This window comes from Paraburkholderia sp. JPY419 (assembly GCF_050435705.1).
Classification (GTDB): domain Bacteria; phylum Pseudomonadota; class Gammaproteobacteria; order Burkholderiales; family Burkholderiaceae; genus Paraburkholderia; species Paraburkholderia youngii.
In genome coordinates, this window is the sequence record NZ_JBNDKV010000004.1 from 2,527,852 (window position 1) to 2,542,643 (window position 14,792).

Sequence of the window (14,792 nt, forward strand, 5' to 3'; positions counted from 1 at the left end):
GCCGCATTGGATGGCCGGCATCATCCACGGCGTGCCCGCGCTGGGCATCGACGCGGCCTTACTGCAGAAGCTGCTGGGCGGCGCGGTCGCGATTGCCGTGCTGGTCGCCAATTGCTATCTGTTGCTGAGGCTTTCGCTGCGCTGGCAGATTACCGTCGTGTGGTGCGAACTCGCGTTGCTGGTCGTGCTGTTCTTCTCGACGTTCAATCTGAGCTTCGAATTCATCGAGCGCAAGATCGGCTACCTGGTGCTGCAAGGCGCGACCACCACGCTCTATATCTCGGCGATCTCGATCGCGCGTATCGAACGCCGCTTCAGGAGGTCCGCGCGATGACGCCGGTCGCGGCGTTTTTTTTCCGTGTCATCATGTCTGGTCTGTTGGAATCCAATCACAACGAACTCCCGGACCTGGCATGTCATTCCATACCTGGTTGCTTTTCGCCGCTGCCTATCTGCTCACCACCGTTTCGCCGGGACCGAACGTTCTGCTGGTGATCCGCAACTCGGTTCGCTATGGAAGCCGCGGCGCGGCCGCGAGCGTTGCCGGCAATCTGCTCGCGCAAGGAGTCGTCGTCGCGCTCGTCGCGCTCGGTGTCGGCGCGGTATTGACGACACTGCCGCCGCTCTTCGTCGCGATGAAAGTGCTCGGCGCGGGTTATCTGATGTATCTCGGCATCAGGCAACTGCGCGGCGGCGGCAACAGGCAGGCAGCGCAGGCCGCGCAGCCCGCGGGCGTCGCATCGCCCGCTCATCCGTTCGAGCGCAGCAAAGTATTCCGCGAAGCGTTGCTCGTGTCGGGCAGCAATCCGAAGACGATGATCTTTCTTTCGGCGTTCATGCCGCAATTCATCGACCACGAGCGCGGCCTGCCGGAGCAGTTCATCGTGATGTATCTGACGATCGCGGTCACCGTCGCGCTCGTACACACCATTTATTCGCTCGGCGTGCGAGGTATCCATAAGCGCGTCGGAGCCAGCCGGTGGATCGCGGCGATCAAACGCGGCAGCGGCCTCGTCTTCGTCGCGCTCGGCATCAAGCTGCTGACCGCTCAGCGCACCTAGTCCATCACGATGGCTGCAAGCAAATGAGCCGAATGCAAAGCGTCGTCGATGTGAACGTGCTGTTTCTGAACGGGCAGGGCGAGTGCCTTTTCATGCAGCGGGCAAATACCGGTTTCAGGGACGGTCAGTACGCGCTGATTGCCGGCCATCTCGAACCTGGCGAATCGATCGAAGAGTGTGCGATTCGCGAATCGAAAGAAGAAGCGGGCGTGACGATTGCGCCCGGCGAACTCGAATTCAAGCTCGTGATGCGGCGCGACTCGGACACGAACCGCATCAGCTTCTTTTTCGCGTGCCGTTCATGGCAAGGCGAACCGGCGAACATGGAGCCGCACAAGTGCTCGGGCTTCGTGTGGGCGAAGCCGGACCATCCGCCGGCGCCGATCGTCGACTATGTGGCGGCCGCTCTCGCGCATATCCGCGAGGGCGTGATGCTGGCCGATTTCAAGCCTTGATTGCTCCGTACCGTTGCCGAAGAATAAGCGCGAGATTCAGCTTTATTGGCTGAGTTGCCGCTTATTTCATCTTTTTACTGACGATTCCCTCAGCAAATCGAACGCGCAATCTCCCGCTTCAATAGAGCGACAAAACGACCGCTCATTGACGCCGCGCCAATCCCCCATTGCGCGGGAATTTGTCGGTTGCGCCGGTTTTGCGTTATCGTGCTGCACCAAAAATGGCGGAGCTGGGGAATTGCCCAGCCGTCCGGTTGGCAAGGTAAGTAAAGAGGAGATGTGTCGTATGTCGTTCAAGCTTCACAAACTGCTGCCGCTCAGCGCGGCAGTCGTCGCATTCGCGGGCATTGCCGGTACGGCAAATGCGGATCAGGTCGTCAAGATCGGTCACGTCGGTCCGTTGACGGGCGGCTCCGCCCACCTCGGCAAGGACAATGAAAACGGCGCGCGCCTCGCGATCGAGGAAATCAACGCGAAGGGTCTGACGATCGACGGTCAGAAGGTCACGCTCGTGCTCGACGCGCAGGACGACGCGGGCGACCCGCGCCAGGCAACCCAGGTCGCGCAGAAACTCGTGGACGACAAGGTCGTCGCGGTGGTCGGGCACCTGAACTCGGGCGCGTCGATTCCGGCATCGAAGATTTATAGCGACGCGGGCATCGTGCAAATTTCTCCATCGTCGACGAACCCGGCGTACACGCAGCAGGGCTTCAAGACGACCTACCGCGTCGTCGCGACCGATGCACAGCAAGGTCCGGCACTCGCCGCCTACGCCGCAAAGACCCTGAACGTGAAGACCGTGGCCGTGGTCGACGATTCGACCGCCTATGGCCAGGGCCTCGCGAACGAATTCGAAAAGACCGCGAAGTCGCTCGGCCTGAAGGTCGTCTCGCACGACGCGACCAACGACAAGGCGGTCGACTTCCGCGCGATCCTGACCAAGATCAAGGGCGAGAATCCCGACGCGATCATGTACGGCGGCATGGACGCGACCGGCGGTCCGTTCGCGAAGCAGGCGCGTCAGCTGGGCCTGCGCGCGAAGTTGCTGTCGGGCGACGGCGTGTGCACCGAAAGCCTCGCGGACCTCGCCGGTCCGGCGGCGGGCAACGTGGTGTGCTCGCAGGCCGGCATGGCCGTCGAGCGCATGAACGGCGGCGCGCAATTCGCGGCGAAGTACACGAAGCGCTTCGGTCATCCGATCGAATTCGACGCACCGTTCACGTACGACGCGGTGTATATCGTCGTCGACGCAATGAAGCGCGCGAACTCGACCGACCCGGCGAAGGTGCTGGCCAAGGTGTCGAGCACCAACTACAAGGGCGTGACCGGTGAAACGACGTTCGACGCGAAGGGCGACCTTCAGCATGGCGTGATTTCGCTGTACGACTACAAGGATGGCAAGAAGTCACTGCTCGACGTCGTGAAGATGTAAGAGCGCAGACGCGTCAAAAGCGTTGAAAGCACGAAGGGCCGATGAAGCATCGCTTCACCGGCCCTTTGCTTTGACTGAAGTCGAGCGGCATAGATCGGCTAAGCGGTCGCTGCATCAATTAATATTTTTTGCAACCTAATCGCGCCTAAAAAATATATTGGACGTCTTACTGGCGTTCTTGCACTATTCGTCTCCAGCGCCGACTCCGCGCTGCGATCCCCACGCCCGCGCGGGCGTTCAAAACCGATAACAGCAATACCTGAGGATACAGATGCCCAACTATCGCTCACGCACTTCGACTCATGGCCGCAACATGGCCGGCGCCCGCGCGCTGTGGCGCGCGACCGGCATGAAGGACGACGATTTCGGCAAGCCGATCATCGCGGTCGTGAACTCGTTCACGCAGTTCGTGCCGGGCCACGTGCATCTGCGCGACCTGGGCGCGCTGGTCGCGAAGCAGATCGAAGCGGCCGGCGGCGTGGCGAAGGAATTCAACACGATCGCCGTCGACGACGGCATCGCGATGGGTCACGGCGGCATGCTGTATTCGCTGCCGTCGCGCGAACTGATCGCGGACTCGGTCGAGTACATGGTCAACGCGCACTGCGCGGATGCGATGGTCTGCATCTCGAACTGCGACAAGATCACCCCGGGCATGCTGATGGCCGCGATGCGCCTGAACATCCCGGTCGTGTTCGTGTCGGGCGGCCCGATGGAAGCGGGCAAGGTCAAGTCGCCGGCCGACGGCCAGGTGATCGCGAAGATCGACCTGATCGACGCGATGATCAAGGCGGCCGATCCGAAGATCAGCGACGCCGAAGTCGCCGAAGTCGAGCGCAGCGCGTGCCCGACTTGCGGTTCGTGCTCGGGCATGTTCACGGCGAATTCGATGAACTGCCTGACCGAGGCGATCGGCCTCGCGCTGCCGGGCAACGGTACGGTCGTCGCGACGCACGCATGGCGCAAGGGGCTGTTCGAGCAGGCGGGCAGTCTCGTCGTCGAGCTGTGCCGCCGCTACTATCAGGAAGAGGATGCCTCGGTCCTGCCACGCAGCATCGCCACCAAGCAGGCCTTCGAAAACGCGATGACGCTCGACGTCGCGATGGGCGGCTCGACCAACACCGTGCTGCACCTGCTGGCCGCCGCACAGGAAGCGGGCGTCGATTTCACGATGTCGGACATCGACCGCATCTCGCGCAAGGTGCCGTGCCTGTGCAAGGCCGCGCCCATGACCGACAAATACCACATCGAGGACGTGCATCGCGCGGGCGGCATCATCGGTATTCTCGGCGAGCTCGCGCGCGCGGACCTGCTCGATCTGTCGTGCGGCAACGTGCATAGCGGCACGCTCGGCAACGCGATCGCGAAGTGGGACATCGCCGGCGGTGCGGGCGACGAAGCGCAGAAGTTCTTCCGCGCGGCGCCGGGCGGCATTCCGACCACGGTCGCGTTCAGCCAGGAAGCGACCTACGCGACGCTCGACACGGATCGCAAGAGCGGCTGTATCCGCAGCAAGGAAAACGCGTATTCGAAGGACGGCGGCCTCGCGGTGCTGTACGGCAACCTCGCGGAGAAGGGCTGTATCGTGAAGACCGCGGGTGTCGATGAATCGCAGTGGCTGTTCTCGGGCCGCGCGCGCGTGTTCGAAAGCCAGGACGACGCGGTCGATGCGATTCTCGGTGACAAGGTCGTGCCGGGCGACGTCGTGGTGATCCGCTACGAAGGTCCGAAGGGCGGTCCGGGCATGCAAGAAATGCTGTACCCGACTTCGTATCTGAAGTCGAAGGGCCTCGGCAAGAGCTGTGCGCTGTTTACCGATGGCCGCTTCTCGGGCGGCTCGTCGGGTCTCGTGATCGGCCATGCGTCGCCGGAAGCGGCGGAAGGCGGCACGATCGGCCTGGTCGAAGACGGCGACGTGATCGAAGATCGACATTCCGCAGCGCAAGATGCATCTGGCGGTGTCGAATGAAGAGCTCGCACGCCGTCGCGCGGCGATGGAAGCGCGCGGCGCCGACGCATGGCAGCCGACCAATCGCGAGCGTGTGGTGTCGCAGGCATTGCAGGCGTATGCGGCGCTCGCGACTTCGGCCGATCGCGGCGCGGTGCGCGATATTTCGCAATTGAAGCGCAAGTAAAGCGCGGATCAGCGCGACGGCCCTGTTCGCGGTGACGCGGACGGGCCGAACACAGACCGGTATGCGGGCGACCGCATGCCGGTTTTTTTTTTGCAGTGGCAGTGCTCAGCGCGGAACCTTCCTTAAGCCGGAAAACTGGAAACGAGGCCATCGGCAGGCTGCGAAGATGCTGCAACCATCACGCAGTTTCTGCCGTTGGCTTTCGCTGCATAGAGCGCCGTGTCGGCTCTCGCCATCACCGAGGCAACGGTATCGCCATTACCGAATTCGTCGACGCCAGCGCTGAGTGTGCAGGCGACGTCGCCGGTCGGAGCACGCGCAACAGACGCCGCGACGAGTGCGCGTAACCGGTTCGTGAGATGGGCCGCTTCGTCTTTGCCGGTCAGTGGCATCAGCAGCGCAAACTCTTCACCGCCGATGCGGCCAAGGACGTCGGTTTGCCGTAGTTCGCGCGATATCGTCACGGCAACATGCGCAAGGGCCTGGTCGCCGGCTGCATGCCCGTATCGGTCATTGATGCCCTTGAAGTTATCGATGTCCAGGATCGCGATGGACAGCTTCGACTTCGCCACCTTTGCCAACTCGAACAGCGCCTCCGCGCGCGCGATGAAAGCGCGCCGTCCGAGCGCGCCCGTCAGATCGTCGATGGTGGCGAGGCGTTCCATCCGCTCCGCCAGCCGGTCATGAGCCAGCATTACCATGCCGACCGACAGGCATGGCAAAGTCAGTATCGCCATGCCGAGAAATGCGACGTTTAGCGGCGTTTCCTCCAGAAAGACGGATTCATGCGCTAGCCCCGACCCATATACGACGCAGCGGGCTGCATGGACGACCGCCCCCAACACCGCGGCAACAGCCACGAAGTGGTAGCCGTATTTCGGTCTGCCCGCCGGCCGATACCGTTGCACGATCCAGGCGATCGCAAATCGGATGTAGGCGAGAAAACCCGAGATCATCGCGCCCCGGGCACTGACGTCAGGCGACACGTAAGTCCAATAAACGAGTCCCGCCAGGATCGCGCACAGCGCGCCGTACTCCCAGATTACCGATGGCGGCCGATGAAAGAATTGCCGGAAGCCGTGAATCGCGAGGAGCGACGCGACGAGCAGCAATACGCTCGCGCCCAGTACGACGAGATCAGACCTACGGAATAGGAGGAGCGTGGCCGTGACGGCCAGCAGACCACTCGCCACACACCAACGGCGTATCCCCGGAACCTGAGTGTGAAACAGCGAGCCTAGAACGGCGACGCTCATCAGGCAGGACAGAATCGCAATGCCGATTAGCGCGTTCGGGATGGACATGGCAGCGTAACGATGGGTGTGATCCATGAAGGCGCCTGGCGCAATACGAGGTCGCGCCGGTTACATCCGCTGCCTTCGCGCAAAGCGCATATCGTACCGGAAGAATTTTTCGCTTTGGATCGATTTTTCAACGATTTTCGCCCCGCGTTTTCCTTTCGGCTCGCTGTCCACACTTGTGGAACGTCGACGTAACGGGGCGGTCGTCATGCCCTGACCCGAGTTCGGCCTGATGCGAACTTCGCGTAACGGCCGGCTTGCGTCTATGCTTGACTCACTTGTTCGGCTGTCTACGACGTCGACGAGCTCTTCTGCAGTCTTCAATAATCGCCCGTTCACCAAGGGCAAACCCAACAGGAGAAAACCAGATGTCAAGATCCATCACGCGGCGCGCTTTCATGGTGTTCGGTGGTTTGGCCTTAGCGGGTACGCTGACCCTGGCGCAAGCGGCGCCCGTCTCGTTCGCGGTGCCTTTGACGGGCGCTCAACAGGTTCCACCGGTGCAAACTCCGGGCAGCGGCAACGCCAAGCTCACGTACGACGCCAGCACACGGGTCGTCACCTGGAACATCACCTTCAGCGGATTGACGAGTCCGACCACGATGGCGCACTTCCACGGACCCGCGCCGGCCGGTAAAAACGCCGGCGTAAAAGTCTGGATCTCGCAGAAAGGCTCCACCGAGGTGACGAGCCCGATCACCGGCCAGGCCACGCTATCTCCGGACGAAGCCAAGATGTTCGAAGCGGGTGAGATGTACATCAACGTTCACACGAAGAACAATCCGGACGGCGAGATTCGTGGCCAGGTGACGCCGCCGAAGTGAAGCTGAAGCAGGCACGGTAGCCGCGCCGAGATCGGGTGCATGGCTTGCTCACAGATATGCCGCGAGCAGCATCACCACGGCTACGCCGACGCCGAGCGGCAGCAGCGCCAGCAGCGCTGGCGCCTGCCGCGGCGCGTCCACGGACGAGGGCAGCAGTTTGTAGCCGGTCAGCATCGGACGAAGCAGGTTGTGTCCCTTCGCTACCGCGTAGACGGCGATCACGAGCACATGCAGCGCGACGGCCGCGAGCAGCACGTACCAGACCACCCCATGCAGCGCCAAGATTGCGTTGGCGAGCCACGCGGGCACGAGTTCGCTCAACGGGCCTTCGTCGGCGATGTCGTTGTTGACGTAGAGCCCGCTCAGCGTCTCGGTCAGCAGCAAGGCGAGCAGAAATAGAACCATCCAGCCGCCGGCTGCATTGTGGCCGACCTGCACATCCGGTTCCCGATGAAACAGCCGGCGCAAATGACGAAGCGCGGCCGCGGGCGACGCCACGAAACTGCGAAAGCGCGCGGTCTCGCTGCCAAAGCAGCCCCACAGCAGCCGGAAAATAACCAGGGCGAGCAGCGTCTCGCCGACGCGCACGTGCCAGTCGATCCAGTTCAGCTTCAGGGTGATATAAGCCGCAGCGACCAGCACGACCACCAGCCAGTGAAACAGTCGCACGGGCGCGTCCCAGATCAGCACCCAACGGGGCATTGGCTGTGTCGGCCGATTGACGGGTTTGTGTGCATCCATGTGTTGGGCCTACGTGCGCAAGCGGCGGTTTGGCGATGTGAGCTCGGGCGGTAGCGGGCGATTAAGCATACCTCTCACCGATCTCGTCGAGGACGAGCAGATAATCCGGTGAGAATCACGAGATTACTCACTGCGGGGCCAGCGGCGCCGAGCAGTTGAACAAGGCCGCCGCGCAACCCAGTCCAAGGGTGGCATAGCCGATCGCCAGCGTTCGCAATTCCTTGCTGCGCTTCGGATGAGACGAGTGTTCCCCATACATCATGGCGGAACTGGCTATTAAGGTTCCAATCACGAGAAGTTATAGGGTGGCTAGATCGATTTTCATCGCTGACTTCAGAGCGCGTCCCCGCAATGACGCGGAAAAGGTTGGAGACTACATATGGGATAACGGCAAATGCCACGCATGTTTGCGAAATGATAACGGAATGGGTCGCGGGGAAGCACGTAGCGGTCGTGGCATCGGTGTCCCAGTGCACGTCGTGCCAAGCAGCGCGATGGAGTAGAGCGCCATTACGTCTGTGCGCAACGGCAACCACTAGTTGAGATGCTTGTTAACCGCCAGGAAAATCAACTGGGATTCGTTGCCTTTATGGCTCACGGTAAAGCCATTTTGCTCGAGGAACCGCAAAAATGCCAAACCGTCACCCCTATCAGATCCACCTGCCTCGCCAACGATCACGCGAACCTTCTGTGACAACAGTCGGCCGTGTGGAAACAAAATGGCATGCTCCGAGCCTTCGACATCAATCTTCAACAAATCCAGCACTTCCGACGAAAAGCCCCGCAGTAGCGTCGGAAAATCCGTTACGGGGACCTCGACTGTCTCCGCTGAGGAATGCTCGACCATGTTCAGCTTATTTCCGCCAGTGTTGTCGGAGCTAATAAACAGCGTGCCCACGCCAGACGCCGAAGACACCGCCATCTCCTTCAGCTCGATCGAAGATTGGAGCTGGTTGAGGCCGATGTTCTTCCGAATCAAGTCGGCATTACGAGGTGCCGGCTCGACAATGATTATCTGCATGGGCTGTTTCAACAGCGCACTGACCTGAATAGAGAACGAACCGATATGGCCGCCGAGATCGAGTACGGTAGTGCCATGGAAGTCGATTCCTGACAGTTGGTCGAGATATTCGGACCTTACCTCATCGACAATGCCCTCATCCATTGTGCCGGTTCGCACCGCGAACTGAAAACCGTACCTGCTTACGATGACTACGTCGCCCGGCGCCTTGTTGTCCGCCACTTGCTCCGCGAGTTGCCTCGGTGACTCGGGATGGGGAACCGTACTGAGGCGGAGACTCCTGTCGGCAATAACGATATAGGCGCCATTCGCAAACGGCACTTGCATCTGCGCGATCCTCTCTGCGTACTGTGGCGGAATCTGATTCAACATTGCCCGGTTGATTACCATCAAGCGCACCTGCGGAGAATATTCTCCGATAGGACACAGTTCCAGCCTGCCGTTCAGCAACAACGGACGAACCATCCCGAATACCTTTTTCCAGTAGTTTGGGACCGCAATGGTCAACTGATCATCCGATTTCAGCGAATTGAGATTGGGAACAAGCCACATCAGCATCTCGATTGATTGTTCGTCCCCTGCTTGCTTCGCAAGAATCTTTACAGCTGAATCATTCTTTGGTTTTCCGAGAAACGGTGGCGCTGCACTGAAGAGCTTCAAGCGAGCGCGAGTATCAATGTAACTAAAAGCACGTCTTAGCAAGTTTCGGGTGCCGCCCGACTTATAAGCCGATGCTATTTTCTGAATTAGTTCCATCTCGAAATGCCCTTTCCGATGAGTGCATTAAGATCTAAATGTGCGGCGGGGGAGTTTAGCCGCAGGCATGTTCTTTGTAGGTTACGTGTTTTTTGAGCTTCCCAGCAATTTATTTTCTTGGCCGGCCCAACAAGCGCGCGGTCATACCGCCGTCGCGGCTTCGCCGGCCACCGGCGTGAATACGCTCACCAACGAAGGACTGCGCGAGGCGCTCGAGGGGTGCGACGTCGTCGTCGATCTCGCCAATTCACCTTCGTTCGAGGACAACGCCGTTTTGGCCTTCTTCGAAATATCGGGCCGCAATCTGTTCGCGGCGGAAATCGAGGCCGGCGTCCGGCATCACGTCGCGCTTTCTGTCGTCGGCACCGACCGGCTTTCGCAAAGCGGCTATTTCCGCGCCAAGATCGCGCAGGAAAACTGATTCGCGATTCGGGCGCGCCAAACACGATCGTGCATTCCACACAGTTCTTCGCGCGATCAGATGTCGCGCGTGCGTGGGATGACCACCGCCTGGCCGTGCAGTGTGCCGTCCGCGTCGAGTAGCTGCCACAGTGTGGCTTGCTCGATGATGAAGCGCTCGCCAGACTTGGTGACACGCACGCCCCTGTAGTTCGTCTCGTAGCCGAGCCGCTGCACGCGTTCGAGGAATTGCTGCCGTTCTTCACGATTCGGGGCCTCGGCGGAAAGCCGGGACCGCAACCTGGTGATTTCATTCCAGCTATATCCAAAGCGGCGCTGTGCGGCCTTGTTGCCGTAAATAAAGACCGGGTCTGGATCGGTATTGTGCGCGAGTACCGCGAATGGGGCATGTTCATAGAGCCATTCGGTCGCTTCAATAACGGACATGACGTGCGGAACCAGGCGGTGACCGACTAGCCGGGCGTAACTGCCGGAAAGGAGTTGGTAAAAAGCCGGATTACGGTGGAGTGGAATCATCGGGTTTATCTCGACGAAGAACATTGGGGACACTGGATCACGGAATCCTGATCCAGATTGTCCATGATTGGCGCATCCAAGTCGAACAACCGAGACCTGACGGGGACAACGGTGTCGAGCGGCCGATCGACACCGTTGCCGCACCAAAAATCCCGCCGAAGCGGACCTGCCGCGCGCCTTATGCAAAAGCCATGACCCGACCCACGAAACCGACGCTCGATCTCCCGGATCCTCGTGATGACCCACGCCGCTATACGCCTTCGAAGGTTATGCGGATCACCTCCCGCACGGCGTCAAGGGAAGCGCCAGGGTTCAGCGCAGTCTCCAATATGCCGAAATGCTGTTCGTTGATTTCTCTTAGCCTGCGGAAACTGTGGTTTGGGCCCAGGTACCAGTTGCGGCGAATAGCAAAGTAATCCTCGAGCAAAACGAACAAAAGTCAGTGAAGACGGAAGTTGCCCTCCACGTCCCCTTTGGCTGCTCGCTCAAGCATCTTCTCTGCACAGATTTTTCTGGCACATCGTCAGGTCCTGCGTCAAAGAGGGCCTTCACACAATCAAGAACCTTGTCGCCAAAACCGTTCTGGTGAAAAAGTACTCACCCGCCGTTGATCCGGATCCAACTGGGATCGGCTACATCATTCGATGTTTGTACGAATAGATCGAGAAACAGACCATTCCATCGCGACGCGACGCGCTGGCGCTCACCGGTGTTCCGAAAGGCAATTACGTCAATATCGCTCGTAGCCTCCCAATCGTCACGTGCAAGGGAACCATAGAGAATCGCTGTGTGGCACCCGTATGTCAGACGCAGGTCGGCGACTAGAGATTCGATCAACTCGTCGTTAGTCATTTTCCACCGGCACATGTTGGTGATGTCACGATGGTCGCGGATTTTGGCAGCGGTGCGGACGACGGACTGTGGCCGACTAGCGCCCGACGGCCGAGTGCGGCGATCACATCGGGTCAGCAGTCCATGCAAACGGTAAAAAACGACCGGAGGCCGTCGCGTGGCTTTTCCACCGCGGACATTGAATCATATGTCGCCGGCCGAATTGTTGACGAATAGTTTTTGATTACACTACTTCACCGTGCTTTCAATGGAGGACGACGTGACGAGGGTTCACATCGATGTACTACCGCGTGAAATTTTAACGGCACGCCTGAAACTTGTACCGGCATGTGAGCAATTCACGCATGAGTTGCACGAATACTCCATTGAAAATCGCGCTCACCTGCAGCCTTGGGAGCCGCTTAGAGCCGAAAGCTTCTTCGAAAAAGAATCAGTTAGCCGACGGCTGTCCATGATGGCGCACAACAACAACTCAGGAGTCGCAGTGCATCTACTCCTATTTTCGCTTGGAACCGGCGAAATAGTCGGTGAATGCAACTTCACCAACATCGTGCGTGGCCCGTTTCAGGCATGTCATCTTGGGTTTTCGCTTGCCAAACGGTTTGAGGGACAAGGTATGATGCACGAAGCATTGACCTCTGCGATCACCTATATCTTTGGCGAAATCGGCTTGCACAGAATAATGGCGAATTTTAGACCTGAAAATGTTCGTAGCGAACAACTATTGAAGCGGCTAGGGTTTGAGCGTGAAGGCTTGGCTCGTTCCTATCTGAGGATCAATGGGGTATGGGTCGACCACGTTCTCACATCGCTGATCAACCACATTCGAGAACGTTGAACCAGTCTGGCAGCTTTCGCTCCTACCTTTCTATCTTCACGGACGCAAAGCTGGCGGCGCCGTCGGAAGGGCGGAAATAGGTTGAGCCTACCGGAAAAGGGCCCAACGGATCTTCATCGTGAGCGATCAATTTCGTCACTTCCGGGCCGCAGTCGCCGGTCGCCGGCTCACGCGCACGGAATATCCAACAAGGTCCGAATCCGCTTTCCCATCTCGAACGCGCGAATCTCGTAGCCCAATTCTCGGTACAGATTGACCGCCTGTTCGTTAAACTCCCAAACGGCTAGTCTGATATCGGTGGCACCCTGCTTCCGCGCCCACTCTTCTGCGAGTTTAATAAGAGAGCTGCCGACCCCGCGTCCTCTGATTTGTTCTAAAACTGCGACGGAACCGATGCGACCGACGACCATCGGCTGCAATAGCGGGCTTATCGGCTTCACCACCTGAATCGTAATGAAACCGACGGCGTTGCTGCCAAACTCGGCAAGAAACGTCGCTCGATCTTCTCCTTGGAGGCTGGCGAGCCAGTGCGGTTCGTCGCGGCCGAATTCTGTGGTGGCATCTGCGTAGATGTCGGGGCGTGCCAAGTGGTGGCTCGCATTCAAAATTTGACCCAATTCGCAGATTGTCAGAACGTCTTCGATTGTCGCGCGTCGATAGCTTATCGGATAGGTCATCGTCAGCCCTGATGAGGGAAATTTTCGGGGGGCGGTCGCCTTAGTGCGACCCCACAAGCGACGTGCGGACCGCCGGTAAGAAGACCGATACGCGATAGGGTCAGGCGCTCCACGCTGCATTTTGCAAAACGAGCCGATAGCCGTCAGGATCCTCGAATGTTCGACCCGACACGTCCCAGTAAGGATTGAACGACTTTACGCAAACAAATCCATTTTCGACAAGGCGATCACACATCGCCCTCCACACTTGTCGATCCGGTATGTAAAACACCAGCAAGTCCTCACTCGTTGGGCGAGGCATCACGGGATGTTCGCTGCAATGGGTAAACTCAAAATGATAGTCCATGCTGGGACTTCCAAGCATCACCCCGTCGAATTCCTGATGATCCTGAAATCTGGCGAGCACGGCCAGACCAAGCGCTGAGCAATACATGCGTTCGGTACGGGCAAGATCGGAAACGGGCCGTGCGACTCTGAGATGCATCGTCGTCGAATGGAATCGTGGAGATTGTTGAAAACGTATCAAACATCGGCTTGCAACACAAAGCCGAGCGACATCTGTGCCGAAGGATGTCGATCTGAAGGCCGAACCGCTTACACCTGGTTTGTGACTGGCCGGCGTGGAATTCGGTAAACGCAGGATGTGTACTTTGGCGTCACGCGGCTTTCCACGATGACGCCGCCTAACGATTCGGCAATGTGCCGGCTCGAGCGGTTCTCTTCTGCGACCGGATAGGTGAAGCTTGCACAGCCAATGGTTCGCGTTGCCCATTGCGCAACAGCAGTTACGGCCTCGCGGCCGAAGCCATTTCGATGACGATCTTCACGAATCCATATGCCGAGTTCCGGGCTCTCCATGCGTACGCGGTGGAGTCCGGCCAACCAAAGAAAACTCCCGTCTGCGCGGTGCCGTATCGCGAATACATAGTCTGACCCGTCGTCTATCGACGGTATCCACGACTGCCAGACCTCGTCGAAGTCTTGCCGGGATGCCGGCGTGTCCCAGGCCATGTGACGGGTGAGCGAAGGGGTGATGCATGCGAACGTGGCATCGGCGTCGCTGGCCGTGAACGGTTTAATCAGGAGCCGGGTTGATTCAATCTGGATTTCTGTTGGCCGCTGCAGCATCTCAGGCTTCCGTCGAGGTTTGTCCATACGTCGACGAATTAGAAACATGCATCGACCGGTTGAATCCGCCGCCGACTATTACCCCCCTGCGGGCAACAGTCGTCGGTCAAGAGAGGCACCTTAGCCACCCACGATGACAAGCTTCGTCATTGGCACGCAAGCCAATTCCAGTCCGCCCGCGGTACGGTACGTTGAAACCGAATCGCCCGACCAGCCACAATTACGATAGACCGGTACCGCGTTCAGCGTAGCATCGAGCCGCATTGCGTCAAGGCCGTGCTCGGCGGCCAACGCCTGAAGAAAATCCAGCATCTTGCGTCCAATGCCGCGACCCATATGAGACGGCCGGACGAAGATCGCGTCGACTTGCCCGCTTGCGAGCGTAAGCATCCCTGTTCCGACAACCGATCCCCGATCGACGGCGACATAGAAGTCACGTTCGACAACGCTAACCCATTTGTCGCCTGGCGAGCCATCGACCCACGCCGACAGGGCCGCTCTGGGATAATGCTCAGCGCACGCAGCATGCACCGATGTTTTACGGATATCCCACGCGTCGAACGCGTCATCGCGATTCGCTTTTCGTATCGTCAGCACGCAACGCTCCTTGATTCGAGCGGCCAAAACGGCACGTC

Annotated in this window: 14 protein-coding genes and 2 pseudogenes; 8 read left to right on the forward strand and 8 right to left on the reverse strand. The window is 59.3% G+C overall.

Annotation, left to right across the window (positions count from 1 at the left end; translation table 11 throughout):
• The first annotated feature begins 10 nt into the window (after positions 1 to 10).
• The 5 genes and pseudogenes from QFZ91_RS40085 (at position 11) to ilvD (ending at position 5,083) form a co-directional block, all read left to right on the forward strand.
• Complete coding sequence (locus QFZ91_RS40085) at positions 11 to 334, forward strand: hypothetical protein (RefSeq protein ID WP_429570680.1); 324 nt, start codon at positions 11 to 13, stop codon at positions 332 to 334.
• Positions 335 to 413: 79 nt separating this feature from the next.
• Positions 414 to 1,061: a LysE family translocator gene (locus QFZ91_RS40090; protein ID WP_429570681.1), complete on the forward strand. Its 648-nt coding sequence runs from the start codon at positions 414 to 416 to the stop codon at positions 1,059 to 1,061.
• A 23-nt stretch (positions 1,062 to 1,084) separates the two neighbouring features.
• A complete protein-coding gene (locus QFZ91_RS40095) occupies positions 1,085 to 1,516 on the forward strand; it encodes an NUDIX hydrolase (RefSeq protein ID WP_176106720.1) in 432 nt (143 codons plus the stop codon).
• A gap of 286 nt (positions 1,517 to 1,802) precedes the next feature.
• Complete coding sequence (locus tag QFZ91_RS40100) at positions 1,803 to 2,948, forward strand: branched-chain amino acid ABC transporter substrate-binding protein (protein WP_176106719.1); 1,146 nt, start codon at positions 1,803 to 1,805, stop codon at positions 2,946 to 2,948.
• A 271-nt stretch (positions 2,949 to 3,219) separates the two neighbouring features.
• A pseudogene (ilvD, locus tag QFZ91_RS40105) lies at positions 3,220 to 5,083 on the forward strand (dihydroxy-acid dehydratase).
• 122 nt (positions 5,084 to 5,205) lie between these two features.
• Here the strand turns inward: ilvD and QFZ91_RS40110 are convergent.
• Positions 5,206 to 6,414: a GGDEF domain-containing protein gene (locus tag QFZ91_RS40110; protein WP_429570682.1), complete on the reverse strand. Its 1,209-nt coding sequence runs from the start codon at positions 6,412 to 6,414 to the stop codon at positions 5,206 to 5,208.
• A gap of 338 nt (positions 6,415 to 6,752) precedes the next feature.
• On the opposite strand from QFZ91_RS40110, the gene QFZ91_RS40115 reads away from it, so the two are divergent.
• Positions 6,753 to 7,208: a CHRD domain-containing protein gene (locus QFZ91_RS40115; protein ID WP_176106716.1), complete on the forward strand. Its 456-nt coding sequence runs from the start codon at positions 6,753 to 6,755 to the stop codon at positions 7,206 to 7,208.
• Between the two features lie 48 nt (positions 7,209 to 7,256).
• Here QFZ91_RS40115 and QFZ91_RS40120 read toward each other — a convergent pair whose 3' ends face one another.
• Positions 7,257 to 7,910 (reverse strand): cytochrome b/b6 domain-containing protein, encoded by a 654-nt coding sequence (locus tag QFZ91_RS40120; protein WP_429570683.1) that lies wholly within the window; start codon positions 7,908 to 7,910, stop codon positions 7,257 to 7,259.
• 574 nt (positions 7,911 to 8,484) lie between these two features.
• On the reverse strand, positions 8,485 to 9,726 hold the full coding sequence (locus tag QFZ91_RS40125) for an FkbM family methyltransferase (RefSeq protein WP_429570684.1): 1,242 nt from the start codon (positions 9,724 to 9,726) through the stop codon (positions 8,485 to 8,487).
• A gap of 85 nt (positions 9,727 to 9,811) precedes the next feature.
• Between QFZ91_RS40125 and QFZ91_RS40130 the strand changes: the two are divergent.
• Positions 9,812 to 10,197, forward strand: a pseudogene (locus QFZ91_RS40130) (SDR family oxidoreductase); the annotation flags it as partial.
• 6 nt (positions 10,198 to 10,203) lie between these two features.
• Here the strand turns inward: QFZ91_RS40130 and QFZ91_RS40135 are convergent.
• On the reverse strand, positions 10,204 to 10,662 hold the full coding sequence (locus tag QFZ91_RS40135) for an MEKHLA domain-containing protein (RefSeq protein WP_429570969.1): 459 nt from the start codon (positions 10,660 to 10,662) through the stop codon (positions 10,204 to 10,206).
• 1,099 nt (positions 10,663 to 11,761) lie between these two features.
• Between QFZ91_RS40135 and QFZ91_RS40140 the strand changes: the two genes are divergently transcribed.
• Complete coding sequence (locus QFZ91_RS40140; protein WP_429570685.1) at positions 11,762 to 12,352, forward strand: GNAT family N-acetyltransferase; 591 nt, start codon at positions 11,762 to 11,764, stop codon at positions 12,350 to 12,352.
• A 167-nt stretch (positions 12,353 to 12,519) separates the two neighbouring features.
• Here QFZ91_RS40140 and QFZ91_RS40145 read toward each other — a convergent pair whose 3' ends face one another.
• From QFZ91_RS40145 to QFZ91_RS40160, 4 genes are all read right to left on the reverse strand, one after another.
• Complete coding sequence (locus QFZ91_RS40145) at positions 12,520 to 13,029, reverse strand: GNAT family N-acetyltransferase (protein ID WP_176121358.1); 510 nt, start codon at positions 13,027 to 13,029, stop codon at positions 12,520 to 12,522.
• 100 nt (positions 13,030 to 13,129) lie between these two features.
• Positions 13,130 to 13,513 carry a VOC family protein gene (locus tag QFZ91_RS40150; RefSeq protein WP_429570686.1) on the reverse strand — a complete coding sequence of 128 codons (384 nt, stop codon included), beginning with the start codon at positions 13,511 to 13,513 and terminating at the stop codon, positions 13,130 to 13,132.
• Positions 13,514 to 13,623: 110 nt separating this feature from the next.
• Positions 13,624 to 14,157, reverse strand: a complete 534-nt coding sequence (locus QFZ91_RS40155; protein ID WP_429570687.1) for a GNAT family N-acetyltransferase — start codon at positions 14,155 to 14,157, stop codon at positions 13,624 to 13,626.
• Between the two features lie 120 nt (positions 14,158 to 14,277).
• Positions 14,278 to 14,754 (reverse strand): GNAT family N-acetyltransferase, encoded by a 477-nt coding sequence (locus QFZ91_RS40160; RefSeq protein ID WP_429570688.1) that lies wholly within the window; start codon positions 14,752 to 14,754, stop codon positions 14,278 to 14,280.
• Between the last annotated feature and the right edge of the window lie 38 nt (positions 14,755 to 14,792).